The organism is Stenotrophomonas sp. YJH_SMC_20 (assembly GCF_059367845.1).
Genome location: NZ_JCAFRG010000002.1, coordinates 20,425 through 44,303 on the forward strand (window position 1 = coordinate 20,425; position 23,879 = coordinate 44,303).

Annotated in this window: 25 protein-coding genes; all 25 read right to left on the reverse strand. The window is 66.9% G+C overall.

Annotated elements, in window-relative coordinates:
• Positions 1-270: 270 nt before the first annotated feature.
• The 25 genes from fliR to AC5P6A_RS03550 all read right to left on the reverse strand — a co-directional run bounded on the left by fliR (position 271) and on the right by AC5P6A_RS03550 (position 23,621).
• Entirely contained in the window at positions 271-1,062 is a 792-nt protein-coding gene (gene fliR / locus AC5P6A_RS03430; RefSeq protein ID WP_049397365.1) for a flagellar biosynthetic protein FliR, read from the reverse strand.
• A gap of 13 nt (positions 1,063-1,075) precedes the next feature.
• Complete coding sequence (locus AC5P6A_RS03435) at positions 1,076-1,345, reverse strand: flagellar biosynthetic protein FliQ (RefSeq protein WP_005413254.1); 270 nt, start codon at positions 1,343-1,345, stop codon at positions 1,076-1,078.
• Between the two features lie 60 nt (positions 1,346-1,405).
• Positions 1,406-2,185: a flagellar type III secretion system pore protein FliP gene (gene fliP, locus AC5P6A_RS03440; protein ID WP_019659599.1), complete on the reverse strand. Its 780-nt coding sequence runs from the start codon at positions 2,183-2,185 to the stop codon at positions 1,406-1,408.
• Between the two features lies 1 nt (position 2,186).
• Complete coding sequence (gene fliO / locus AC5P6A_RS03445) at positions 2,187-2,606, reverse strand: flagellar biosynthetic protein FliO (RefSeq protein ID WP_014037105.1); 420 nt, start codon at positions 2,604-2,606, stop codon at positions 2,187-2,189.
• Complete coding sequence (fliN, locus tag AC5P6A_RS03450; protein WP_005409543.1) at positions 2,603-2,938, reverse strand: flagellar motor switch protein FliN; 336 nt, start codon at positions 2,936-2,938, stop codon at positions 2,603-2,605. The genes fliO and fliN overlap by 4 nt, the downstream gene beginning before the upstream one ends.
• The gene (gene fliM, locus AC5P6A_RS03455; RefSeq protein ID WP_021203860.1) at positions 2,935-3,939 is read right to left on the reverse strand and encodes a flagellar motor switch protein FliM; all 1,005 of its coding nucleotides are present in this window, start codon (positions 3,937-3,939) and stop codon (positions 2,935-2,937) included. Before fliM ends, fliN begins: the two co-directional genes overlap by 4 nt.
• Before the next feature lie 10 nt (positions 3,940-3,949).
• Positions 3,950-4,465, reverse strand: a complete 516-nt coding sequence (locus tag AC5P6A_RS03460; RefSeq protein WP_019659602.1) for a flagellar basal body-associated FliL family protein — start codon at positions 4,463-4,465, stop codon at positions 3,950-3,952.
• Between the two features lie 137 nt (positions 4,466-4,602).
• Complete coding sequence (locus AC5P6A_RS03465; RefSeq protein ID WP_227845130.1) at positions 4,603-5,748, reverse strand: flagellar hook-length control protein FliK; 1,146 nt, start codon at positions 5,746-5,748, stop codon at positions 4,603-4,605.
• Positions 5,748-6,215: a flagellar export protein FliJ gene (gene fliJ / locus AC5P6A_RS03470; RefSeq protein ID WP_021203862.1), complete on the reverse strand. Its 468-nt coding sequence runs from the start codon at positions 6,213-6,215 to the stop codon at positions 5,748-5,750. Before fliJ ends, AC5P6A_RS03465 begins: the two co-directional genes overlap by 1 nt.
• A 3-nt stretch (positions 6,216-6,218) precedes the next feature.
• Positions 6,219-7,604 (reverse strand): FliI/YscN family ATPase, encoded by a 1,386-nt coding sequence (locus AC5P6A_RS03475; protein WP_088610806.1) that lies wholly within the window; start codon positions 7,602-7,604, stop codon positions 6,219-6,221.
• A complete protein-coding gene (locus tag AC5P6A_RS03480) occupies positions 7,601-8,242 on the reverse strand; it encodes a FliH/SctL family protein (RefSeq protein ID WP_134735855.1) in 642 nt (213 codons plus the stop codon). Before AC5P6A_RS03480 ends, AC5P6A_RS03475 begins: the two co-directional genes overlap by 4 nt.
• Positions 8,239-9,225, reverse strand: a complete 987-nt coding sequence (fliG, locus tag AC5P6A_RS03485; protein WP_024958226.1) for a flagellar motor switch protein FliG — start codon at positions 9,223-9,225, stop codon at positions 8,239-8,241. The genes AC5P6A_RS03480 and fliG overlap by 4 nt, the downstream gene beginning before the upstream one ends.
• A gap of 7 nt (positions 9,226-9,232) precedes the next feature.
• Complete coding sequence (gene fliF, locus AC5P6A_RS03490) at positions 9,233-10,879, reverse strand: flagellar basal-body MS-ring/collar protein FliF (protein WP_171953131.1); 1,647 nt, start codon at positions 10,877-10,879, stop codon at positions 9,233-9,235.
• A 13-nt stretch (positions 10,880-10,892) separates the two neighbouring features.
• Complete coding sequence (fliE, locus tag AC5P6A_RS03495) at positions 10,893-11,258, reverse strand: flagellar hook-basal body complex protein FliE (RefSeq protein WP_005409552.1); 366 nt, start codon at positions 11,256-11,258, stop codon at positions 10,893-10,895.
• A gap of 891 nt (positions 11,259-12,149) precedes the next feature.
• A complete protein-coding gene (locus tag AC5P6A_RS03500; RefSeq protein WP_088610805.1) occupies positions 12,150-13,655 on the reverse strand; it encodes a sigma-54 dependent transcriptional regulator in 1,506 nt (501 codons plus the stop codon).
• Positions 13,652-14,029, reverse strand: a complete 378-nt coding sequence (locus AC5P6A_RS03505) for a response regulator (RefSeq protein ID WP_005409556.1) — start codon at positions 14,027-14,029, stop codon at positions 13,652-13,654. The genes AC5P6A_RS03500 and AC5P6A_RS03505 overlap by 4 nt, the downstream gene beginning before the upstream one ends.
• 14 nt (positions 14,030-14,043) lie before the next feature.
• On the reverse strand, positions 14,044-15,453 hold the full coding sequence (gene rpoN, locus AC5P6A_RS03510; RefSeq protein ID WP_308305463.1) for an RNA polymerase factor sigma-54: 1,410 nt from the start codon (positions 15,451-15,453) through the stop codon (positions 14,044-14,046).
• A 323-nt stretch (positions 15,454-15,776) separates the two neighbouring features.
• Positions 15,777-16,409 (reverse strand): response regulator, encoded by a 633-nt coding sequence (locus tag AC5P6A_RS03515; RefSeq protein ID WP_005413261.1) that lies wholly within the window; start codon positions 16,407-16,409, stop codon positions 15,777-15,779.
• A gap of 92 nt (positions 16,410-16,501) precedes the next feature.
• Complete coding sequence (locus AC5P6A_RS03520; protein ID WP_171953128.1) at positions 16,502-17,080, reverse strand: PilZ domain-containing protein; 579 nt, start codon at positions 17,078-17,080, stop codon at positions 16,502-16,504.
• Entirely contained in the window at positions 17,077-17,370 is a 294-nt protein-coding gene (locus AC5P6A_RS03525; RefSeq protein WP_021201752.1) for a hypothetical protein, read from the reverse strand. The genes AC5P6A_RS03520 and AC5P6A_RS03525 overlap by 4 nt, the downstream gene beginning before the upstream one ends.
• Complete coding sequence (fliS, locus tag AC5P6A_RS03530) at positions 17,367-17,783, reverse strand: flagellar export chaperone FliS (protein WP_019336597.1); 417 nt, start codon at positions 17,781-17,783, stop codon at positions 17,367-17,369. Before fliS ends, AC5P6A_RS03525 begins: the two co-directional genes overlap by 4 nt.
• 128 nt (positions 17,784-17,911) lie before the next feature.
• The gene (gene fliD / locus AC5P6A_RS03535; protein WP_111104208.1) at positions 17,912-19,330 is read right to left on the reverse strand and encodes a flagellar filament capping protein FliD; all 1,419 of its coding nucleotides are present in this window, start codon (positions 19,328-19,330) and stop codon (positions 17,912-17,914) included.
• Between the two features lie 437 nt (positions 19,331-19,767).
• Positions 19,768-21,003: a flagellin gene (locus tag AC5P6A_RS03540; protein WP_312544953.1), complete on the reverse strand. Its 1,236-nt coding sequence runs from the start codon at positions 21,001-21,003 to the stop codon at positions 19,768-19,770.
• 86 nt (positions 21,004-21,089) lie between these two features.
• The gene (locus tag AC5P6A_RS03545) at positions 21,090-22,331 is read right to left on the reverse strand and encodes a flagellin (protein ID WP_180877473.1); all 1,242 of its coding nucleotides are present in this window, start codon (positions 22,329-22,331) and stop codon (positions 21,090-21,092) included.
• A gap of 72 nt (positions 22,332-22,403) precedes the next feature.
• Complete coding sequence (locus tag AC5P6A_RS03550) at positions 22,404-23,621, reverse strand: flagellin (RefSeq protein ID WP_346714811.1); 1,218 nt, start codon at positions 23,619-23,621, stop codon at positions 22,404-22,406.
• Positions 23,622-23,879: the final 258 nt, after the last annotated feature.

A 23,879-nucleotide genomic window follows, 5' to 3' on the forward strand; every position in this document is an offset into this window, starting at 1 on the left:
CAGTCTCCCGGACCTGCCTGTCGACGGAAACCACGGTGGGGCATGCATGAGGCAGGCCGACGCAGGGCGGCGGCCACGTGCGGCATCCCCCCGGTTGCCGCGCATTCACTCTAACGCGCAGACCCGGGGGAAGGGCAAGCAGTAAAACGTGAAATTGCGCCCCGTAGAGCCGAGCCCATGCTCGGCTGCCGCTCCTGCCGAAGACAGCCGAGCATGGGCTCGGCTCTATAGAAACAAAGGCATGGCAAGCAGTAAAACGTGATGATCAGGTCAGTGTGTGACCGCGTCCGCAGCCTGGAAGGCGGCATCGAACAGGCGCTGTACCGGCGGGCCCATTTCCCCGGCCAGCAGCGCCAGCAGGAACAGACCCAGCAGCAACGAGACCGGCAGGCCCAGCTGGATCGGATTCAGCGCCGGAGCGGCCCGGGCCAGCACGCCGAACGCCAGATTCACTGCCAGCATCGCCACCGTCAGCGGGATCGCCAGGGTCAGCGCGCCGCGTAGCACGGTCAGCAGGAAAGTCGGGGCGATGCTGAAGAACGCGTGCGGGTCCGGCAGCGGAGCGCCGATCGGCAGTGCGCGATAGCTGTCCACCAGCAGCGAGATCAGCGCCAAGTGGCCGTTGGCGGTGAAGAACAGCAGCCCGAACAGCAGATAGAACCACTGTCCGATCACGCCGGAGGTACCACCGCGCAGCGGGTCGCTCATCTGAGCGAAGGCCAGGCCGGTGCCCTGCGCGATCAGTTCGCCCGCCATCGCACCGGCTTCGAACACCAGCCGCAGCAGGAAGCCGATGGAGACGCCGATGGCCAGCTCGCGCGCGATGGTCAGCACCGTGGCGGCGTCGAAGCCGGTCCAGTCCGGCACCGGGGGCAGCAGCGGGGCCAGTGCGATGGCCAGGGTGCCAGCCAGCACCACGCGCACCCGTGACGGGACGGCGCGGGTCCCGACCATCGGCATGGCCATGGCCACAGCGCCGATGCGCAGCATGGTCCACAGTACGGTACCGATCATGCCGAAGGCCTGAAGGCCGTCGGCAGCCATCTGGGTGGCGGCGTCCATCGAAGCGCGTGTCCTAGCCGATCAGGTGCGGAATTCGCTGGAACAGCAGCGTGGTGAATTCAACCAGGTGGCCGATCAGCAGGCTGCCCAGCGCGAACAGCACCGCGGTCAGTGCCGCCGCCTTGGCGACGAAGGCGATGGTCGGTTCGTTGAGCTGGGTCGCGGCCTGCACCACGCCCACCACCACGCCCACCACCAGCACGGTGAGCAGCAGCGGGCCAGCCACCCACAACACGGTGATCAGGCCGCCACGCAGTTCAGTCAGGGCAAGTTCTGGAGACATTCGGGGGTCCATCTGCTCTTGTAGAGTCGAGCCATGCTCGACTGCGCTTTGCGCGGGATATCAAGCCGGATTGAAGCTGGCTGCCAACGTACCCACGGTCAGCACCCAGCCATCGACCAGCACGAACAGCAGGATCTTGAACGGTGCCGACACCAGCATCGGCGACAGCATCATCATGCCCATCGACATCAGCACGCTGGCAACGACCAGGTCGATGATCACGAACGGGATGAAGATCAGGAAGCCGATCTCGAAAGCGGTTTTCAGCTCGCTGGTGACGAACGATGCGACCAGTACCGGGAACGGGATCGCATCGGGGCTGGCGTAGGTGCCGTGCCCGGCGATGCCGGCGAAGGTCATCAGGTCGGTCTCGCGGATCTGCGCCAGCATGAAGGCGCGCAACGGCGTGGTGGTCAGCGTCCAGGCGGTCTGGAAGTCGATCTCGCCATTGAGGTACGGCGCCATGCCGGCGCTCCAGGCCTTGTCCCAGGTCGGCATCATTACCATCGCGGTGAGGAAGAGGGCCAGGCCCAGCAGCACCTGGTTGGACGGGGTCTGCCCGGTACCCAGCGCCTGGCGCAGCAGGCCCAGCACGATGATGATGCGGGTGAACGAGGTCAGCACCAGCAGCATCGACGGGATCAGGGTGATCGCCGTCATCAGCAGCAAGGTCTGCAGCGGCAGGCTGACCGGTGCACCGCCGATCTTGCCCACGTTGATGTCCGGCAGCGGCGTGTTCGGGGCGCCGGGCGCGGCGAACGCCAGTGCCGGCAACAGGCACAGGGCAAGCAACAGCAGCCACGGCATCAGGGTGGCAAGACGGGTACGGGTGACGCGCATGTCAGGGGTCCTTGCGCAGCCGCTGCTGCAGCAACTGGGCGAAATTCGGCAGGTTCTTGAAGTCCGGCACGCGCACCGGCGCCGGGGGCGGCAACGGTTCGGGCAGGGTATGCAGGGTGTTGATGCCACCGGCGGTGACGCCCAGCAGCAGTTGCTGGCCGTTGACCTCGACCACCACCACGCGCTCCTTGGCGCCCACGCTCAGGCTGGCCACCAGCTTCATGCCTTCGGCCGGGCGGAAGCCACTGCCGGGCATGCGCTTGAGCAGCCAGCCGAGGCCGATGACCAGCGCGAGCACTGCCAGCAGCGCCAGCACCGCGCCGAACAGGCTGGGTGCGGCGGCCGCATGCTGGCCGACCTGGGGCCCGATGGGCGCGGCGGTCTTGCCGACCGCCAGCAGGGTGGAGGCCAGCAGGCTCAACGCAGTCTCCGGATCCGCTCGCTCGGGCTGACCACGTCGGTCAGGCGCACGCCGAAGCGGTCGTTGATCACCACAACCTCGCCGTGGGCGATCAGGGTACCGTTGACGAACACGTCCAGCGACTCGCCGGCACCCCGTTCCAGTTCCACCACCGAGCCCTGGTTGAGCTGCAGCAGGTTGCGGATCGGCAGGCGCGCGCGACCGACTTCCAGCGACAGGGTCACCGGTACGTCCAGGATCACGTCCAGGTTCAGGTCCGGGCCGTTCGCCTCATCGGCCTGCAGGCTGCTGAACTGGGCCGGGGTGGGTTCGAGGGCGTCGATATCGTTCATTGCGGGTCTTCCTGGATGACGGGTACGCGCGGGCGGGTGCCCGGCGGATGGGTAGCGGTGATCTTCACGGCGTTCATGCCGTTGGCGATGCCGAACTCGCCGGTGAACACCGGGATGTTCTCCACGCACAACGGCACCTGCGGGCTGAGTTCGATCGGCAGGATGTCGCCGACCTTCAGCTGGGTCAGGTCGCGCAGGGTCATGCGCTTGCTGGCCAGTACGCTGGACAGAGTGACTTCGGCGATGTTGAGCTGCTCACGCAGGGTCTGGCCCCAGCTTTCGTCGCGATCGTTGCGGTCGCTCTGGATGCCGGCGTCGAGCAGCTCGCGGATCGGCTCCAGCATCGAATACGGCAGGGTGACGTGGATGTCGCCACCGCCGCCATCGAGTTCGACGTGCAGGCGGCACACCACCACGTATTCGCGTGGCGTCACGATGTTGGCGAAGTGCGGGTTGATCTCCGAGTTGATGTACTCGAAGTCCACGTCCATCACCGGCGCCCAGGCCTCGCGCAGGTCGGCGAAGGTCTGCTTCAGCAGCAGGTGGATCACCCGCATTTCAGTGGCGGTGAACTCGCGGCCTTCGATGCGGGTCGGGTAGCGCCCGTCGCCACCGAAGAAGTTGTCGACGATGGCGAACACCAGGGTCGGCTCGAACACGATCAGGCCGGTGCCGCGCAGCGGCTTGAAGCGGATCAGGTTCAGGTTGGTCGGTACATACAGCGAGTGCATGTAGTCGTTGAACTTGATCAGTTCGATGCCGCGCACCGACAGCTCGGCCGAGCGGCGGATCAGGTTGAACAGGCCGATCCGCCACAGGCGCGCGAAACGCTCGTGGACCATTTCCAGGGTCGGCATGCGACCGCGGATGATGCGGTCCTGGCTGGCGAAGTCGTACGAGCGCGCTTCGCCTGACGGCGGTTCCGGATCGGTTTCGACCGCGCCAGTGTCCACGCCGTGGAGCAGGGCATCGATCTCGTCCTGGGACAACAGATCATTCATCGGTGGGCCCTTACTGGGTCACGAAGCTGGTGAACAGCAGGTCGTCGGCACCATTGCTGCCGGTCTCGGCCTTGAGCACTTTCTGCACTTCGGCCAGCGACGCAGCCTGCAGCTTCTGCTTGCCGGCGACATCGGCGATCTGGTCCGGGCTGACCTGCGAGAACAGCATCAGCAGGCGTGCGCGGATGGCGGGTGCATGGGTCTTGATCGCTTCCAGCGCAGCCGGGTCACGGGTCATCAGCTGCACTTCCAGCTGCAGGTAGCGCGGACCATCGACCGGGCCGTTGAGATTGACCACGAACGCCGGGTCCAGCGCGAAGTACTGCGCGGGGGCCGGGGTGGCGCTCTTCTTCGGCGCCTGCGCAGTCTTGTCTTCGTGCTTGGACTGGGTGAAGAACCATACGCCGCCACCGGCGGCAGCGGCGGCCAGCACGGCCACCAGTGCGGTGATCAGGATCGGACTGCGCGGCTTGGCGGCCTTGTCCTTCTCGGCGGTCTTCTTGGTTTTGTCAGCGGCTGCGGCCACGGGGTGAAGCTCCTGAGGGTTGCTTCACCGGGATATGCAAGGGGTGTGCCGGAGCCGGGGTAGAGGGGTGCGACGGAATTCCGTCGGGATGCCAGCCGCATCGCTCTGGTGGCTGCCAACCTTGGTTGGCACGCCTGTCAGGCGTAAGCGTCCAGCAATCCGCGCTGGCGGATCAGCTGCGCCGACGACACGCTGCCATCGCCCGGCGTCGGTTCTCCGTCGCCGGGCAGACCGCCGCCACCGGGCCGCCCCGACGCATTGCCGTCACCCCCAGGGGCCTGCTGGCCGACATCGGCGTGGGCCAGCTGGAAGCCCTGTTCGCCCAGCAGTTCGCGCAGGCGCGGCAGGCTGCTTTCCAGTGCCTGGCGCACGTCCACATGCGGGCTGCTGAAACTGGCGTGCACCTTGTCGCCGTTCAACTGCAGGCGCACATCCACCGGGCCCATGTCGTCCGGGCTCAGGCGGATGTGGGCGTGGCCGATCTTCTGGTCGGCCAGCCAGCCCAGGCGCGCGCCAATGGCCTGGTCGAAACCATCGTCGCCGAACACGGGCCTGGGCGTCGGTTCGCCGTTGAAGACCGCAGTGCCGGTGGCGAGCGCAGCCTTGAGGTCCTGCAGGGCCGCCGGGGCCGGGGCGTGCAGGAATGGGGCAGCGCTACGGTCGCCGATCGCGGTCACGTCGTTGCTGTCGCGGTCGCCATGCTTGCTGCCCGGCAGGACCGTCTCCGGTAGTGGCAGGGTCGTGGCATCGCCGGCGCTGGCGGCCGGCGGCGTGCTGTCAGTTATGGATGCGACGGCTGCGCCCGGCGCCGGGGTCGGCGTCGGGGCAGGCAGTCCCGGTCCGGCAGTGGCCGGCAGCGCCGTGCCCGCACCCGTTGCAGCAGGAGCAGTGGCGGCAGGATCGGAGGGGGCCGGCATCGCCAGGACCAGGCCGGCCAGGCCCAGCGGCGGCCACGGCGCGTCCTCGGTGGCCACCGGCGTGTCCTTGTCCGTCGCCCGATCACCCGCAGGCGGAGTTTGCGGCGGCAAGGGCGACGTCTCGTTTCCCGTCGCCGCCGCATCCATGCTGCGTTCCTCCGGCGCCTGGCCATTTCCATCGGCGCTCGTCTGCGGCTTCGGTGCCAAGGTGGGCGGTGACGTGGCGGCGCCGGCGGACGCGTCCGGCGCGCCGCCCTGCAACAGTTGGCTGAAATCCTTGCTGGCCTCGCTGCGTGGCGCGCGCGCTGCAGCGCCGCCGGCAGTCTGTGCCTGCGCGTTGGCGCTGCTGGCGAGCGGGGCGGGCATCACGGGCGGCCTCCCTGCTCGGTGCCATCCTGGTCTTCGGCCTGCACCAGACGCGCACGGCGCGCACCGATGTCGTCCATCTCGCGCTGGTCGCGGCGGTCGGTGACCACTTTCTCCTGCGCCCGGTAGCTGGCCGCCAGCTGTTCCAGCACGGCCTTGTCACGGCTGGCCAGGATCAGGCGGGCGCGCTCGGCCTCCACCTTCTCGCGGTTGCCGTTGACCGTGGCCTGCTGCTGCTCGACCGCACTGTCGAGGCGGTCGAGAAATGCACGCCGGTTGAGCAGCTGCGCCGGGCTGGTCGCCGCCATCTGCGCGTTGGCGTACTCCTCGGCATAACGGCGCAGTTCGTCCAGTCGCGATAGATGGGTGTCGAGCACGCGCTGGCGTTCGGCCAGGTCGCGGGCGACCGCGTCCTCGTGTTCCTGGGCCCGCTTGAGCAGGGGATCGATGCGCTTGGACTGGTTCATGGCTTAACTCTCTTGTTCCACCAGGCGCTGCAGTGCCGCCTGGCTGTGCGGGAGATCTGCGGCCTTGGCAACGTCCTGGCCGAGGAACTCCATGATTTCCGGCCAGCGTTCCAGGGCTTCGTCGGTGGCCGCGTCGTTGCCGCGCTGGTAAGCGCCGATGGCGATCAGGTCACGGTTGGCCGAATACGCCGAGACCAGTCGTTTCAGTTTGCGGATGCGCAGGCGCCACGGTTCGTCGGCGATTTCCGTGACCACGCGGCTGACCGACGATTCGACGTCGATGGCCGGGTAGAGGCCACTGTCGGCCACGCGCCGCGACAGCAGGATGTGGCCGTCGAGGATCGCGCGCGCTGCATCGGCAATCGGATCCTGCGGATCATCGCCTTCGGTCAGCACCGTGTAGAACGCGGTGATCGAGCCACGTCCCTTGGCGCCGTTGCCGGCGCGTTCGACCAGTGCCGGCAGCTTGGCGAACACCGACGGCGGGTAGCCGCGGGTGGTCGGCGGCTCGCCGACCGACAGGCCGATTTCTCGCTGCGCCTGAGCGAAGCGGGTCAGCGAGTCCATCAGCAGCAGCACGTTCAGTCCCTGGTCGCGGAACCATTCGGCGATGGCGGTAGCGCGGTAGGCACCGTGCAGGCGCGCCAGCGGCGGCCGGTCGGCGGGACTGGCCACCACCACGGCGCGGCGCAGGCCTTCCTCGCCCAGCGTGGTCTCGACGAAATCGCGGACTTCGCGTCCACGTTCACCGATCAGGCCGACCACGATCACGTCGGCGGCGGTATAGCGGGTCATCATGCCCAGCAGCGTCGACTTGCCGACGCCGGAGCCGGCGAACAGGCCGACACGCTGGCCGCGGCCGATCGGCAGCAGCGCGTTGATCGCGCGCACGCCCACGTCCAGCGGCTGGGTGATCGGTTCACGCGCCAGCGGATTGATCGACACGCCGGCCATGCCGACATGGCCCTCGGCGCGGATCGGGCCCTTGCCGTCCAGCGGCACGCCGTCGCTGTCGATGACGCGGCCGAGCAGGCCTTCGCCCACTTCAACGCCGCCGCGGCGTGCGGACGGCACCACCCGCGCATTGGGCAGCAGGCCGTGCAGTTCCGCGCTCGGCATCAGGTACGTGCGCTCGCCGGCGAAGCCGACCACTTCGGCATCGACCCAGCCACCATCGACCACTTCCACCTTGCAGCTGGCACCCAGCGGCGCTTCGCAGCCGACCGCTTCCAGGGTCAGTCCGACCGCGCGGCGCAGCACGCCTTCGCGGATCAGGCCACGGCCATGGGAGGTATCCACGCGCAGGCCGTCGAGCCGACGGGCCAGGCGCAGGTTGCGGGCCATGGCCCAGTCGGCCGGTGGCGGCGTCGGCTGCGGATCGGGATTCATGTATTGGCTCCGGTCTGGCGGATCACCGCGTCCAGCGCGCCGCGCAGGCGCGCTTCCAGGGTGCCGTCGATGCGCACCGCTTCGGCGTGCACGCGAAGATCGCCGCGGCTGAGACTGGTATCCGGCACCAGGCGTTGCTGTGGCGGCAGGCTCAACAGCGGGGCGAGCGCGGCGATGTCGTCCGGGTGCAGCCGCACTTCGACCTCGCGGGTGCTGCCACCCACCGCGTCGATCGCCTCACCGACCAGCTGTGCCAGCAGTGCCGGCTCAGCTTCGTAGGCACGGCCGACCAGCGCACCGGCGATGCGTACGGCCAGCTCGCCGAGCGCGCCGACCACTTCGTTTTCCAGCCGCACCAGCGGCCGGCTGAAGTTGTCGAGGATCCCTTCGATCTGCGCGGCGAGGCGGCGCACTTCGGCCTGCCCCTGGCCGTAGCCTTCGGCATGGCCGTGCTGGAAGCCTTCCTTCTCGGCGCTGTCCTGTATTGCCTGGATTTCCTCCAGCGTCGGCAGCTGCAGCGGTGGCTCGGGTTCATGCTCCGGGTCCGGCTCGGTGAGTTCGAATGCATCCTCCTGCTCCAGCACCGGTTCGGGCTGGGCCAGCAGGTCCGGGGCAAGCCAGCGCACGACGTTGCTCACAGCATGGCCTCCGCGCTGCCGCCGATGGTAACGGTGCCTTCATCGGCCATGCGCTTGACGATGGCCAGGATCTCGCGCTGCGCGCCTTCCACGTCGGACAGGCGCACCGGGCCACGGGCCTCCATGTCTTCCAGCAGGATTTCGGCCGCGCGCTGCGACATGTTGCGGGTGATCTTGTCGCGCACCTTGATGTCGGCACCGCGCAGGGCCAGGCCCAGGCGCTCGCCGCTCACTTCGCGCAGCACCAGCTGCATCTCGCGGTCATCCAGGTCGACCAGATCGTCGAACACGAACATCAGGTCCTGGATGCGGTTGCTCAACGGCGCATCGATGCGGGCGATTTCGCCCAGGATCGCCTGGTCCTGGCCGCTGTCCATGAAGTTCAGGATGTTGGCCGCGCACTGCACGCCGCCGATGTTGGACGATTTCAGGTTCTGGTTGCCGGCGAACTGGCGCTCCATGATCTCGTTGAGTTCATTGAGCGCGTTCGGCGGAATGCCGTCGAGGGTGGCGATGCGCAGCAGCACGTCCACGCGGGTACGGTCCGGCAGCAGCTTCAGCGCGTCGGCGGCCTGGTCGGTTTCAAGGTGCGCCATCACGATGGCGATGATCTGCGGGTGCTCGTTGCGCACCAGGTCGGCCACCGCACGCGGGTCCATCCATTTCAGCGCGTCCAGGCCGGTGGTGTTGCGGCCCAGCAGGATGCGGTCGATCAGGTTGCCGGCCTTCTCGCTGCCCAGCGCCTGCACCAGCATGTTGCGGATGTAGTCGTCCGAACCCACGCCCAGCGAGGTCTTCGAGCCCAGCTCCTGGCCGAACTGGTCCATTACCCGTTCCACCTGCTCGCGGGTGATGTCGGTCATGGTGGCCATGGCGATGCCGATCTTCTGCACTTCCTTGGGTTCCATGTGGCGCAGCACTTCGGCCGCGTCCAGCTCACCCAGGGACAGCAGCAGCACGGCCGCGCGCTGTACGCCGGTCAGTTGTGCCTCAGTCATTGGCCACCCATCCCTTGACCACCTGGGCCACGCGCTTGGAGTCGGTCTTTACGGCTTCACGCGCCATCCGCAGTCGTTCCTCATATGAATCCACCGGCAGGGCCAGGGCCTCCGGCCCGGCCAGGCTCGCCCGGTCGGCGCCCAGCGCCGGCAGCGGCATGCCATCGTCATCCACCAGCTGCACGTCCGCGGTGTGCGGCTCCAGTGCCTGCGGGTCGTCCTTCCTGTTCTGGCCGGTGATCGCGCGCAGCGCCGGGCGCAGTACGCCGAACAACAACGCCAGCACCACCACCGCGCCGAGCAGCATGCGGCCGGCATCGTGCACCCATGGCAGTTCCCACCAGGCCGGCCCTTCGACCGGCGTGGTGTCACGCACGAACGGGGCATTCATCACCGACACGGTGTCGCCACGCTCGGCGTTGAAGCCGACGGCCTGCTTCACCAGCGCCTCGACGCGGGTCAGTTCCGCGGCCGACAGCGGCTGCGGGCTGACCTTGCCGTTGGCACCGGCGCGCGGCACGTTGTCCACCAGTACCGCCACCGACACGCGCTTGATGCGGCCGGCCGGCTGGCGGGTGTGCTGCAGGGTGCGGTCCAGCTCGTAGTTGCGGGTGGCGTTCTTGCTGCTTTCGGTCGGGGTCTGTGCGGTGGCCGGTGCAGCCTGCTGGCCCGGCGGGCTGTTGCTGGTGGCACCCGGCACACCCTGCGGGCCCGGGGTGCTGGTGGTGTTCTCGCTCATCTGCTCGCTGCGCAGCTTCTGCGGCTCACCGTTGTAGAGCTCGCGGGCCTCCTCGGTCACCGAGAAATCCATGTCCACGCTCACTTCCGGGTTGACGCGGCCAGGGCCGGTCATCGGTTCCAGCAGTTCGCGGATGCGCTGGTTGAACGAGGTTTCCTGGCGGCGCACCTGTTCGAACTGGGCAGCGTTGACCGCCGCCTCACTGTTCGGGTCGCTGACGCTGAGCATGCGCCCGCTCTGGTCAACCACGGTCACCCGTTCCGGGGCGAGATCCGGGATGCTGGCCGCGACCATGTGCACGATGGCGTCCACCTGGCTGCGTTCCAGCTGCTGGCCGCCACGCAGTTCCAGGGTCACCGAGGCGCTGGCCACGTCTCGCTGGCGGGTGAAGGCGCTGGGCTTGGGAATGGCCAGGTGCACGCGCGAATCGCGCACCGGGCGCAGCGTGTTGATGGTGCGCGACAGCTCGGTTTCCAGCGCATGCTGGTAGCGCGCGCTTTCCACGAACTGGCTGACGCCGAAGCCCGGGTCGCGCTCCATCAGCTCGAAGCCGAGCTTGCCGCTGTCGGTCAGGCCGGAGCCGGCCAGCTTCAGGCGCGCGTCGTGCAGGTTCTTTTCCGGCACGGTGATGCCACCCGTGGCCGGGTCGAGTGCGAACGGAATCTGTGCGGCGCGCAGCAGGTCGGTCGCTTCAGCGGTCGCCTTCTGGTCCAGGCCGGTGTACAGCGGGACCATGCCCGGCTTCTGCGACCAGAAGAACACGGACAGGCCTGCCGCCACCGCCACCGCGATCATCGCCATCAGGCCCAGCCGACGGGTGATCTGCAGACTCTGCAGGCGGTCGAACCATTGCCCGGCCTTCTCGGCGTTCAGGCTGTCCTTGGAGAGCGTCAGTGCCATGCGTCAATGTTCCTTACAGCGGCATGTTCATCACGTCCTGGTAGGCCTGGACGAGACGGTTGCGGACTTCCACGGTGGCGCGGAAGGCGATCTGGGACTGCTGCGAGGCGACCATCACCTTGGCCAGGTCGGCGCTGGGGTCGCCCATTTCGAAGGCCTTGGCGAGGGCGCCGGACTTCTGTTGCGCATCGTTGACGCCGGCAATCGCACCACGCAGGGTTTCGGTGAAGCTGGCCGGCTGGGCTTGCGGCGCGTCCAGCACCGTGCCCGGCAGGGCGTTGCTGCGCGGCGTTTCGCCCAGCGGGTTGAGCGCCGGCTGTCCCATCTGGGTCTGATAGGAGCGGATCTGCGAAAGGATCGAAGTGACGGAGTGGGACATCTGCAACGGTTCCAGAAACAGGGATGGGGTTGTCTGCTGGAGCCAGTGCAAGTGCCGTGCCGAAACCGGTTTTCGATTCAGTGAAGTGAGGGTGGGGGGAGTTTGGTGGCAGGGCTGCGCCCTGCACCCGCCGACGCGACGTCAACATCAACGTCAAAATCGGGCTATCCGTGGGGTGGCGGGGTGGGTCCGGTTGCGGGGGACGCCGTGAATACGTCCCTGTAGGCTCGGTCGCGCCATCCATGGCGCTCACGCCCCCGCAACCGGACCCACCCCGCCTTCGACAGTTGGCCGCGATCTGTTGGAACCTGCTGCTGATGGTGCTTCTGATGGTGCTTCTGATGGTGGTGGGTGCCGACCGTTGGTCGGCACGGGGTCGGATCCCGTTGTAACGCAACCGGCTCTGACTCCGGTCGTGGCGCCATTTAACCGGCGTCGGTTTTCTGGCCTAGGGCTGCAGGGTCCATCGGCCGGAAATCTGGCGCTGGCGCGGGGCGATGGGGCCGTCGTGCTGGGTGTAGATGAAAGGGCCCTGGCGGTCTGTCTGGCAGGTCAGCAGGAGGGTGTAGTGGGCGGGACCGGCTGGGTGGCTTTCAGTCATCTGGATTGGGCAGGGTGCAGCCGGTGGCGGCGGCAATGCCGGGGCAGAGCAGGGCGGCGAGCAGGGTGAGGCGATGCATGGTGGAGCCTCGTTGGAAGGTCTCACTCCATCCTCCGGAACGCGGCAACGTTGTCTGTAGGAACTTGTGCAAATGCGCGGCGTTGTCAGCGCGCGTCCACGGTCCCTATCCACACATGGCGTGGATCTACTGACGTCGTGCAGCGGCGCCAAAAACACCAACGCCTGGGCAAGCCCAGGCGTTCGTGCCCCCTTCATGCTGACAGCGCGCTTCAGCCGGCCAGTTCGGCCTGCTCGCGTTCGATGCCGTACTTGCGCAGCTTTTCCACCAGGGTGGTGCGGCGCAGGCCGAGCAGCTGGGCGGCGTGGGCAACCACGCCCTGGGTGCGTTCCAGTGCTTCGTTGATCAGGCCCAGTTCGATGTTGGCCATGTGGTTGCGCAGGTCCATGCCTTCGTCGGGCAGGGCGGCCGGTGCCGCCGGGCGATTGACGGCGATGCCGTGCTCCAGCGCCGGCTGGTTGCCGCTGCCGGGGGTGTGGAACGAGAAGCTGCGCAGGTCCAGGCGTTCTTCGTTGGCAACCGTAGCTGCCGGTGCCGGTGCAGCCACCGCTGCCAGTGCGGCATCGCCACGGTAGCGGGCCGGCAGGTCCTGCACGCGTACTGAACCGCCCGGATGCAGCACCGCCAGGCGCTCGACCAGGTTGGTCAGCTCGCGCACGTTGCCCGGCCATTCGTAGCTGGACAGCGCCTGCAGCGCTTCGGGAGTGAAGCGCACTTCGCCACGGCCGGTGCGGGCCAGCTGCGCGGCGATGGTTTCCACCAGCGCCGGCAGGTCCTCACGGCGCTCGCGCAACGCGGGCACTTCGATCGGGAACACGTTGAGGCGGTAGAACAGATCCTCGCGGAACTTGCCCTCGGCGATGCGGGTCTCCAGGTCGCGGTGGGTCGCGGCCACCACGCGCACGTTGCAGCGGATGGTCTGGTTGCCACCGACGCGCTCGAAGCTGCGTTCCTGCAGCACGCGCAGCAGCTTCACCTGCATCGGCAGGCTCATGTCGCCGATCTCGTCGAGCAGCAGGGTGCCGCCTTCGGCCATTTCGAAACGGCCCTTGCGCGCGGTCAGTGCGCCAGTGAAGGCACCCTTTTCGTGGCCGAACAGCTCGCTTTCCAGCAGGTCAGGCGGAATGGCGCCGCAATTGATCGCCACGAACGGGCCATCACGGCGCGGCGAACGCTGGTGGATCGCGCGCGACACCACTTCCTTGCCGGTGCCGGATTCGCCCAGCACCAGCACGGTGGTGTCGAACGCGGCCACCTGTTCGATCATGGTGCGCAGCGCGGTGACCGCCGGGCCGTTGCCGGTCGGTCCCTGCTCCTGCGCGGCACCGGCCTGGTGCTCGGCATCCAGGCGCTTGAGGCTGGCGCGGCGCAGCAGCGCTTCCATCTGCGCATGGCGCAGCGGGGTTTCCAGCGGCCAGATGTTGGCTTCGTGCAGGCCATGCTGCTGCGCGAACGCAGCGGCATCACCGTCGGCCAGCAGTACCGGCGGCGGCAGGCTGCTGCCGCCCAGCCAGTGATACAGCGCGGTGCTGGCGGGGCTGTCGTCCAGGCTGCCGACGATCACCGCCATCCAGTCGTTCTGGCGCTGTCGGCCCAGGTCGAAGTCGGCTGCGTCGGACACCCAGCGCGGGTTGAAGTCCATGAATTCCAGCAGGGCAACGGTGCGCTCCGCGCGCACGGCGTCGTTGTCCAGCACCAGGATGCGCGATTCGCTCACGACTGTTCCTCCCTGAGGCCTTCCAGGATCGGCATGACTTCCTGGATGTAGGACAGCTTGCTGACAAAGTTGTCGGCGCCGGCGCGCAGCGCGTGTTCGCGGTGCTCGGCGTCGTCGAAGTGGCTGGCGATCACGATGTACGGCGCATCGTCCTGCGACTTGATCAGGCGGGTGGCCTGCAGCCCCCCCATTTCCGGCATGGCCAGATCCATCAGCACCACCTGCGGGCGCAGCGTTTCCGAGCGCTCGATCGCTTCCAGGCCGTTGCCGGCGCTGCCGACGATCTGCAGCCAGTCGATCTTGCGGAAATGGCGCATCGCCGCGTTGATGAAGCCCTCGTGGTCATCGACCAGCAGGACCGTGAGCTTGTTCATGTCCAACATCCTTTTCAGCCCACCCGGGCCAGCTGGGGTTGCCTGGCGCTGAGCCGGCGCCGTTCGCGGGCCGGGGCGATATCCAGTTGTTCTCGGTATTTTGCGACGGTTCGGCGGGCAATGTTCACCCCCTGGCGCGACAGCAGGCCGGCAATGGCCTCGTCGGCCAGCGGGCGGCCGGCCGGTTCGGCGTCGATCAGGCGGCGGACCATGGCCTTCACCGCCTGGCCGGAGACGCTGGCGCCCTCCAGGCGCACGGCGAAGAAGTGCTTCAGCTCGAAGGTGCCGCGCGGGGTCTGCAGGAACTTGCCGGTGGTGATGCGCGAGACGGTGGACTCATGCATGCCGATTTCCTCGGCCACTTCCTTCAGGGTCAACGGCGCCATGGCCTCTTCGCCCCGCACCAGGAAGGCGGCCTGGCGCTCGACGATCACCCGCGCCGTACGCAGCAGGGTGTCGTAGCGCATCGACAGGCCACGGCTGAACCAGCGCGCCTCCTGCAGCATCTCGCGCAGCGCCGGGGCGGCGTCGCTGGTTTCGGCCAGCACCTGTTCGTACTGGCTGTTGATCGACACGCGGCGGCTGGTGGCCGGGTTCAGGGCGACCTTCCACTGCCCGTCGGCGTGCCAAGCGACGACGTCCGGCACCACCACCGCGTTGCGCTCGGGCAGCAGGCTGTCGCCGGGGCGCGGCTGCAGCGACAGGATCAGGCGCACCGCCTCGCGCACGTCGTCGATCTCGGCGTCGTGCTGGCGGGCGAGGGCGGGGTAGTCGTGGGCAGCCAGTGCATCGAGCGCGCCGTCCAGGATGCGCGCAGCCAGATGGCGGGCCGGCACCACGCCGTGCAGGCTGCGCAGCTGCGCCTGCAGGCCTTCGCGCAGGTCCTGTGCGGCCATGCCGGCCGGCTCGCCGTGCAGCAGCTGCTGGCGGATGGTTTCCACGCCAGCGGCGGCGATGTCGAACTGGGCGCTGGCCAGCAGCTGCAGCTGTGCCAGCGGCGCCTGCAGGTAGCCGGCCTCATCGCAGTGGTCGAGCCAGAACGCGGCCACTGCCAGTTCGCGGTCATCCATGTCCAGCGACAGGCGCTGCAGCACGCGCAATTGCGGGTCGGTCGATTCGCCGGCGGCGATGCGCGCCATGCGATCGTCGTCGCCGTCCTGCCAGCTGGCGCCGACCACGTCCCACATCGAAGACTCGGGCAACTCGTCGAACGCGGCGGTTTCCAGCGTGGTCGCGCTGGCCTCGGTGGCTTCGGCGGCAGGCGCTTCGGCCTCTTCGATTTCGAGCAGCGGGTTGGAGTCCAGCAGGCGCTGGATTTCCTGTTCCAGGTGCAGGCCGTCGAGTTGCAGCAGCCGGATCGACTGCAGCAACTGCGGGGTGAGGTGAAGTTGTTGGCCCAGCTGGGTCGAGAGTGCAGCCTTCATCGTGGTTCCCCGGCGCCGCTCCCCGGCGCCTTGTGGAACGCATCTTGCTTTTGATCCGGCGGGGGCGGAATCAGGGGGTTCCTGAGGGGATTCGTGGTTGTCCCGACAGGATGTAGGGGTTATCCCTACATCGGCTCGGGATATTGACGAAACGGGCCGCCAAGTCATTGATTCGTCGTGCCGACGCAGCGGGTTTTGCAGCGGCCGGTGTACGGATTCCTGTCAGGGAATGTCGGGGTGACGGGAATTCGTCGCCGGTGCAGTGCCGGGCAGGGGTCAGATCCCTTTCCTGCGGAAAGGGATCTGACCCCATTCGCAGGCAATCACTCCAGCTCGTGCTGGTGGCGCGCGGCCAGCAGCAGCAGATCGTTGGCGCGGCGGCAGCCGAGCGACTCCATCATGCGTGCGCGATGGGTCTCCACCGTCTTGACGCTGATGCCGAGGTCGGCGGCGATTTCCTTGTTGCTTTCGCCCTTGCCGATGCGGCGCAGGATCTCGCGCTGGCGCGGCGACAGCGCGGCGATGCCGGTGGGCTTCTCGCGGCCCAGCATCGGTGCCAGCATCTTGGCGGAGATCTGCGGGCTCAGGAACACCTGGCCGGCATGCGCGGCGCGCAGCGCCAGTTCCAACTCCTGCGGTGCTGCATCCTTGACCACGAACCCGACCGCGCCCCGATCCAGCGCATCGCGCACGTGAGCGGCATCGTCGTGCATGGTCATCATCACCACCCGGGTACCGGGCGCGCGCAGGCGGATGTCGCTGAGTGCTTCCAGGCCGGTGCGGCCCGGCAGCGAGAGGTCCATCAGCACCACATCCGGTGCGTGCTGCAGGGCCAGCTGCAGTGCCTGCTCGGCGTTGCTGGCCTCGGCAACAAGCTGCACGTCGGCAAACCCCTGCAGCAGCCGCGCCAGGCCGGCGCGGACGAGGGTGTGATCGTCGACGATGAGAACTCGCACAGGCACGCAACAGATCCGTGTAGGGGAGTCCACCTTAACTTAGCTGAACGGGCGCGCCAAGGCTTGCCCGCAAAGCGTGATGGTGGCAGGTTTCAGCGGGCGCGGCGCGCCTCGGCCACCTGGCGGCGGTGCAGGCGGAACAAGTGCCGCTCCATTGCCATCTCAAGGCCATCGCCAAGACGCTGGAAACGCAGCCACAGGTAGTGACCGCCGCCACCGTCCGCCGCTTCGGCGATCACTTCCACCGGCAGGTCGATATGGTCGGGCAGCCAATCGCTGGGCTGCAGGCGCACCACGCCGGCCTGGCCGGGGCTGGCGCCACTGCGTGGGCCCAGCTGCAGGCGGATGCCGCGGCGCGACCAGCGCACGGGGCGCAGGGTCAGTTCCTGGCCCTGCTGGCGTACCAGCCGGCCCAGCAGCACCATCGCCAGATCCAGCTTGGCCTCCAGCCGCTGCAACTGCAGGCTGGCCTCATTGCGGTCGTCATGTTCGTCAACGCGGCTGTCTTCAACCAGCGCCAGGCTGCGCAGCAGGCCTTCGGCGATGCTGGTGCGACCGGCCGCGCTGCCTGCCTGGAACTCGGCCGGCAGGGCCAGCTCGCAGCTGAGCGTCTCGTCGAACAGCTCGCTTTCAGCCGGGTGGTGCAGCGACGTGGTCGGCAATTGGGTCATGCCAGCGATTCTGCCTGCAGGTAGGCATGCGCTGCGCGAAGGGAACGCTGGCCGTCATTCATCAGTGCTGCCACCGCATCACGGCGCTGGCGCAGCAGGCCGAGCAGATTCTGCTGGCGATCGAACAGCGCAGCCAGCGGTGCGTGGTCGGTGGCGGCCAGCGGCTGGCTGAGCAGCGCATGCAGCGTGCTGTCGTGGCCGTCGAGCAGGCTGTCGGCCTGGTCGAGGGACTCTTCGCCCAGCGCCTTCTCGAAGGCATCCAGCTGGGCGTGCAGTTCGTGCAGGCTCATGGCGCCACCGCCGCCGGCCGGCGCTGCTCGTGCGGGATCGCGTTCCAGGCGCTGTCGATCTCGCCCAGCAACTGCAGCGATTCATCCAGCGCGGCACGGTCGTTGTGCAGGTTGGCCTCGGTCAGGCGCTGCAACACGTAGTCGTACAGTGCCGACAGATTGCCGGCGATCTCGCCGCCGGCTTCGTGATCCAGCGAGCCGTTGAGGTGGCCGACAATCGCGCAGACTTCGCCGATCGCCTTGCCCTTTCCGGCCTGGTCGCCACGCTCAAGACTGGCCTGGGCACGGCGTACGCGCTCCAGCGCGCCCGCCAGCAGCATCGCCACCAGCTTGTGCGGATCGGCGTCGGCAACCGCACTGGTCACTCCCACCTGGCGGTACTGCTCGGCATATTGACGGCTGGAACCGTACATTCGTGATTCTCCTTGCGCTGGGTGCCGTCGGGTGGTCGTGGGGACCGTGGCCGGCGGTGCGGCGTTGATTGCTGTTGCGTCCGTTATCGGTGCGAACCACGCCAAACTTGAGCGTTGCACGCCGTCCTTTAGCGGTTCAGCTGTGCCAGCTGCTGCTGCAGTGCGGTGTTGCTCTGCTGCAGCTTGCCCATCAGGCTGTCGAGCGCCAGGAACTGCTTCTTGTAGCGTTCCTCGACGTTCTTCATGCGCGTGTCGAGGTCCTTGCGGCGCTTGTCGATGTTGTCCAGCGTGGTGTTCAGGCCCTTGGTGCGGGCGACGAACGCCCCTTCCTTGCCGACGGTGGTGCTGACATAGCCGTCGACCATGGTGTACAGGGTGCCAGCACCGCCGGTGTCGCCGGTGATGGCCGAGCGGATCTTCTCAGGCTGGCTGGCCAGTGCGGCGGCAAACTTGGTGGTATCGAGAACGAGGCTGCCGTCGGCGTTGGGATAACCGCGGGTCTGCAGGCCCAGCACCTTCGGATCCAGGCCGTCGGCCGAGAGCTCCTTCAACACGCTCGACATCATCGAACGCAGCTGGCTGGAGGCGCCGCGCATCTGCGCGTCACCCGTCAGGGTGGCGGCTTCCTTGGTCTTGGCGTCGTATTTGGTCTCCGTGTTGATCGCCGCGATCGCCGCGTTGTAGGCGGTCACGAATTCCTGCATGACCTTGGTCGCGGCGGCCGTGTCGGTGCTGATCACCACGGTACTCTTGCCGGGAACCTTCAGGTTCAGGGTCAGGCCCGGTACCGCATCGGTCACCGTATTGCTGGCACTGACCACTTTGACGCCGTCGATGGTCAGTTCGGCGTCCGCAGCGGCCGTGTTTTCTTTCAGGCTGCCTACCAGTGCACCCAGCTTCGGGTCGCTGCCTGCATACTCCAGCTTGATCGCGTTGGCGGCACCGGTCTTTTCCTGGGCGATCGACAGATACTGGTTGTCGCCCGAGCTGATAAGCGTGGCCTGCACGCCTTCCTTGCGCCCGGCGGCATCGATCTTGTTGCGGATGGTGGTCAGCGTGTCGCCGTCCTCCACCGTCACGTTCATGGTCTTGGCCTTGTCGCCCACGCCAACGGTCAGCGTCAAGGTTCCGGCACCGAAGGTGTCGGTCTTGGGCACCGAGGTATCGGCGATCAGCTTGTGTGCCGTGGCGAGGGATTTCACCTCCACCTGGTGCGTGCCGTTGGAGGCCGCTGCCTTGGTCGTGCCCACGTCGTACAACGCGACCGACGCCGTCAGCACATCATCTGCATTGTTCGGACCGGCCTTGCCGGTGGCGGTGACGGTGCGGGTATCGAAGGCCGTCGTGGCCTTGAGGGCCGTCAGCGCGGTCTTCAGCTTGTCGAAGGCCGCCGTAACGGTGCCGATCGACGACAGCTGCATCTTGGCCTTGGACTGCTGCAGGTTCAGCGCATTGTCGGCGGGCTTGCGGTCAGCTGCGACCAGCTGGTTGACGATGCTGGAAATGTCCAGCCCCGAGCCAATGCCACCGTATCCAAAGTCTGCCACGTCGTTTCTCCTGGTATCCGGGCCTGGCCGTCGTGCGGCGGCCCGTCGTCAACGAAAATAGCGGCCTGCGCCGCTGGGTCTTGAGGACTTCGTTGATGCATGCGCCGTGCCAATGGTCTGGCGCAGGTTCTGGCACGCAGATTGCAGGAGGGTTGGGGCAGGGTGCGGGGACATTCACCGCAGGCTGCCGGGGGTCTGCAAAAAGCCCTCCCCCAATGCAGGGGAGGGATCAGGCTACTGACAATCGGGGGGAGACGAAGCCGCCCGGTACGTACAGTCAAAGGTACAGCGCTGAAAGAGAGGTCCGCAGGAGCGGGCGATGCCGAGCCGGTTCGGGAGAGATCCCGGGCCGGGCATGGCCCGCGCCTTCGTGCACCGTGGCTACCGGGTTGCCGCTGCCGCCGTATCCAACCGGCGGCAGCGGAACCTTCCGTGGATCAGCGCAGCAGGCTGAGCACGCCCTGCGGCACCTGGTTGGCCTGGGCCAGCATGGCCGTACCGGCCTGCTGCAGGATCTGGGTGCGGGTCAGCTCGGCGGTTTCCTTCGCGAAGTCGGTGTCCTTGATGCGGCTACGCGAAGCCGACAGGTTCTCCGTCGAGGTCTGCAGGTTGGCGACGACCGAGGTGAAGCGGTTCTGGATCGCACCCAGGTCAGCGCGGGTGTTGTTGATCGAGCTGAGCGCCTTGTCGACGATCTCCAGTGCCTGCTGTGCACCGGCAACGGTGGACACGTCGACGTCGTCCAGCTTGCTGGAGGTGGCGCCGGTCAGTTCGCCGCCATCGGTGCTGGTCTGGGTCAGGCCCACGGCCGCTTCGTTGGCAGCGGTCGCATAGGTCAGGCTGAAGGTCTGGCCGGCCTTGACCGAGGTCAGGTTGATGGTCGCGTCATCGACCGAAGCCTGGACGCCCGTTTCGCCGATCTTGGCGTTGATGGCGGCGGCAGTGCTCTTGGTGATCGACTCACCCGCCTTGATCGTGAAGGCACCCACGGTGACGTCGGTTGCCTTGCCATCGGCGTCGGTCACCTTGACGGTGATCTTGTCGATGCTCATGTCAGCGGTGGCCTTGTCGGTGTCGACGGCCGGAACCGGCGGCGGGCCCGGCTGCGCCGGGGTGACGCCCAGCTTGGTGCCCTTGTAGACATTGGCAAAGGTGGCGTCGCCCAGCGAGCTGGTCTTGGCATCGACGACCTTGTCGATGGCGATGGCCTGGCCGGCATTGGCGCCAACCTGGAACAGCTGGCTGGAGAACGAACCGTCCAGCAGCTTGGTGCCGTTGAACTCGGACTGCTTGGCGACGCGATCGATTTCCGACTTCAGCTGGGTCACTTCGGCCTGCAGGGCCTTGCGGTCGCTGGCCGAGTTGGTGGCGTTCGACGACTGCACCGACAGTTCACGGATACGCTGCAGGTTGTTGCCGATTTCCGACAGCGAACCTTCGGCGACCTGGGCCAGCGAAATGCCGTCGTTGGCATTGCGGATGGCGACGTCGGTACCGCGGATCTGGGTGCCGAAGCGCTCGGAGATCGCCAGACCGGCGGCGTCGTCCTTTGCGCTGTTGATGCGCGAACCGGAGGACAGGCGCTGGATGGTGGTGGCCAGCGAGCTGCCGCTGGTGCTCAGGTTGCGCTGAGCGTTCAACGACATCGTGTTGGTATTGATGACTTGTGCCATGGTGCTTTTCCTTTGGCGAAGGTGGTACGTGTTTCAGGAACCGGGCGGCAGCTCAGCCGCCGCCCAGTGGTCGATCAAGGTGCAGATCAGCGCAGCAGGCTGAGCACGCCCTGCGGCACCTGGTTGGCCTGGGCCAGCATGGCCGTACCGGCCTGCTGCAGGATCTGGGTGCGGGTCAGTTCGGCGGTTTCCTTGGCGAAATCGGTATCCTTGATGCGGCTACGCGAGGCCGACAGGTTTTCCGTCGAGGTCTGCAGGTTGGCGACGACCGAGGTGAAGCGGTTCTGGATCGCGCCCAGGTCTGCGCGGGTGCTGTTGATGGCACCGAGGGCCTTGTCTACGACTTCTAGAGCCTGTTGAGCTCCCTTGACGCTATCGATGTTGACATCGGAGAGCATCTTCCCTGCCTTAGCTGGGCCGGCAGTAAGCGCAACGCTGCCGATGGCGACGGTGCCTGCGGCACCGGTAAGCGTGCCGGTGCCAGCGCTGACAGTCATGCCTGCGAAGTTGCCCGAGGAATCGATGCTCTCCTTGACGGAGGTGAGCGTGATTTCGCCGGCGTTGGCGCCAACTTCTGCGTAGATTCCCGCCTCACCGATCTTGGCATTGATAGCGGTGGTGACGGCAGCAACCAATGCTTTCTGGTCCTCTGCAATAACGCCCGTCGAAGTCACTTCGACCTTGTCAATCTTGATGCCAGCTGCCAAGCCGCCGCCACCAATGGTCAGGCCGTCATAGGAGATGGTCTTCCCCTTGTCGGCCGCGGCAATGCCGGTCGCAGTGATGGCCAACGTACGGTCGTCAAATGCAGCATTTCCGAGTGCGTCGGCTTTTGCGTCAACCACCTTGTCGATAGCGATGGCCTGACCAGCGTTGGCGCCCACCTGGAACAGCTGGCTGGAGAACGAGCCGTCCAGCAGCTTGGTGCCATTGAACTCGGACTGCTTGGCAACGCGATCGATTTCCGACTTCAGCTGGGTCACTTCGGCCTGCAGAGCCTTGCGGTCGCTGGCAGAGTTGGTGGCGTTCGACGACTGCACGGCCAGTTCACGGATACGCTGCAGGTTGTTGCCGATCTCGGTCAGCGAACCTTCGGCGACCTGGGCCAGCGAAATGCCGTCGTTGGCATTGCGGATGGCGACGTCGGTACCGCGGATCTGCGTGCCGAAGCGCTCGGAGATCGCCAGGCCAGCGGCGTCGTCCTTGGCGCTGTTGATGCGCGAACCGGAGGACAGGCGCTGGATGGTGGTGGCCAGCGAGCTGCCGCTGGTGCTCAGGTTACGCTGAGCATTCAACGACATCGTGTTGGTGTTGATGACTTGTGCCATGAGGAGAGGTCCTTGAGCGGTTGCACGTGAGTTGGGTTAGACGCCCCCGACGTGCCCCGGGGGCGGCTCATGTCAGCGCTGCAACAGGCTGAGCACGTTCTGCGGTACCTGGTTGGCCTGGGCCAGCATGGCCGTACCGGCCTGCTGCAGGATCTGGGTGCGGGTCAGTTCGGCGGTTTCCTTGGCGAAATCGGTATCGCGGATGCGGCTGCGCGATGCCGACAGGTTCTCCGAGGAGGTCTGCAGGTTGGCCACCACCGAGGTGAAGCGGTTCTGGATCGCGCCGAGGTCGGCGCGCACGCTGTTGACCGATTCCAGAGCCTTGTCGACAACTTCCAGTGCCTGCTGTGCGCCGGCAACGGTGTCGATCTTGATATCTGCTACGTGAGAGGCGGTGGTGCCGGCGGCGGGGGCGTTCAGGGCGGTTGCGGTCGCGGTCGGCCCAATTTTCACGGTGACACCAGCCACGGTGTTGTCGGCCTTGACCGAGGTCAGGGTGACTTCGCCGGGGGTGGTGGACTGCGCAGCGTGCAGGCCGGTTTCGCCGATCTTGCCGTTCAGGGCGGCAGCCAATGCCTTGGTGGCGTTGTCCTGATTGACCTTGCGCACCGCAGCGATCTCGGCCGGGGTGGCCGGTGCGCCCGGCGGGGTGGTGTAGTCGAACGTGACGTCGCCGATGCTGACGCCACCAACCGTGATGTTGGCCAGCTTGCCGGCCGCGGTATCGACGGTTGCGTCAGCAAGGGCGGCGCTGCCGGCATCGACGAAGGTGGTGGCACCCAGCGATTCAGCCTTTGCATCCACCACGCTGTTGATCGCAATGGCCTGGCCTGCATTGGCGCCGACCTGGAACAGCTGGCTGGTGAACGAGCCGTCCAGCAGCTTGGTGCCGTTGAAGTCGCTCTGCTTGGCGACGCGATCGATTTCGCTGACCAGCTGGGTCACTTCGGCCTGCAGGGCCTTGCGGTCGCTGCTGGAGTTGGTGGCATTGGAGGCCTGCACGGCCAGTTCGCGGATGCGCTGCAGGTTGTTGCCGACTTCGCTCAGCGAGCCTTCGGCGACCTGGGCCAGCGAGATGCCGTCGTTGGCATTGCGGATGGCCACGTCCAGGCCGCGGATCTGGGTGCTGAAGCGCTCCGAGATCGCCAGGCCGGCGGCGTCGTCCTTCGCGCTGTTGATGCGCAGGCCGGACGAGAGGCGCTGGATGGTGGTGGCCAGCGAGCTGCCGCTGGTGCTCAGGTTGCGCTGAGCGTTGAGCGACATCGTATTGGTGTTGATTACCTGTGCCATGGGGTCGTCTCCTCTTATATGGAACCCGTTGGTGAATGAAACGAAGCGCCGCCGGTTTTTTTGTGTGGCTGTGTGCTTCGCCGTTGCCAAATGAATAACGGCGCTTTGTCAACAACCTTTAGCCGTGAATTCCGTTGAAGTCGTAATTCGTTGCCGGAGGCTGTTTTTCCGGGTTTTTCCAACCCCGAAGGGGCGTGTAGGCGCACCCGGAAGGGGCGGTTGGGCAGGCCCAACCAGCGCTGATGAAGGTATCGGCGG

Bases quoted from the DNA above. Each gene is read 5' to 3' on its own strand.
- fliE (WP_005409552.1), bottom strand. From the start codon at position 11,258: ATGTCCCACTCCGTCACTTCGATCCTTTCGCAGATCCGCTCCTATCAG.
- fliN (WP_005409543.1), bottom strand. From the start codon at position 2,938: ATGAACGATATCGACGCCCTCGAACCCACCCCGGCCCAGTTCAGCAGC.
- AC5P6A_RS03465 (WP_227845130.1), bottom strand. From the start codon at position 5,748: ATGCCCGCCCCGCTCGCCAGCAGCGCCAACGCGCAGGCACAGACTGCC.
- fliS (WP_019336597.1), bottom strand. From the start codon at position 17,783: ATGTACGGTTCCAGCCGTCAATATGCCGAGCAGTACCGCCAGGTGGGA.
- AC5P6A_RS03540 (WP_312544953.1), bottom strand. From the start codon at position 21,003: ATGGCACAAGTCATCAATACCAACACGATGTCGTTGAACGCTCAGCGC.
- AC5P6A_RS03505 (WP_005409556.1), bottom strand. From the start codon at position 14,029: ATGAACAAGCTCACGGTCCTGCTGGTCGATGACCACGAGGGCTTCATC.
- AC5P6A_RS03525 (WP_021201752.1), bottom strand. From the start codon at position 17,370: ATGAGCCTGCACGAACTGCACGCCCAGCTGGATGCCTTCGAGAAGGCG.
- fliF (WP_171953131.1), bottom strand. From the start codon at position 10,879: ATGGCACTGACGCTCTCCAAGGACAGCCTGAACGCCGAGAAGGCCGGG.
- AC5P6A_RS03475 (WP_088610806.1), bottom strand. From the start codon at position 7,604: ATGAATCCCGATCCGCAGCCGACGCCGCCACCGGCCGACTGGGCCATG.
- fliJ (WP_021203862.1), bottom strand. From the start codon at position 6,215: ATGAACCAGTCCAAGCGCATCGATCCCCTGCTCAAGCGGGCCCAGGAA.
- AC5P6A_RS03520 (WP_171953128.1), bottom strand. From the start codon at position 17,080: ATGACCCAATTGCCGACCACGTCGCTGCACCACCCGGCTGAAAGCGAG.
- rpoN (WP_308305463.1), bottom strand. From the start codon at position 15,453: ATGAAGGCTGCACTCTCGACCCAGCTGGGCCAACAACTTCACCTCACC.
- AC5P6A_RS03435 (WP_005413254.1), bottom strand. From the start codon at position 1,345: ATGTCTCCAGAACTTGCCCTGACTGAACTGCGTGGCGGCCTGATCACC.
- fliR (WP_049397365.1), bottom strand. From the start codon at position 1,062: ATGGACGCCGCCACCCAGATGGCTGCCGACGGCCTTCAGGCCTTCGGC.
- AC5P6A_RS03550 (WP_346714811.1), bottom strand. From the start codon at position 23,621: ATGGCACAGGTAATCAACACCAATACGATGTCGCTCAACGCTCAGCGC.
- AC5P6A_RS03545 (WP_180877473.1), bottom strand. From the start codon at position 22,331: ATGGCACAAGTCATCAACACCAACACGATGTCGTTGAATGCTCAGCGT.
- fliM (WP_021203860.1), bottom strand. From the start codon at position 3,939: ATGAATGATCTGTTGTCCCAGGACGAGATCGATGCCCTGCTCCACGGC.
- fliP (WP_019659599.1), bottom strand. From the start codon at position 2,185: ATGCGCGTCACCCGTACCCGTCTTGCCACCCTGATGCCGTGGCTGCTG.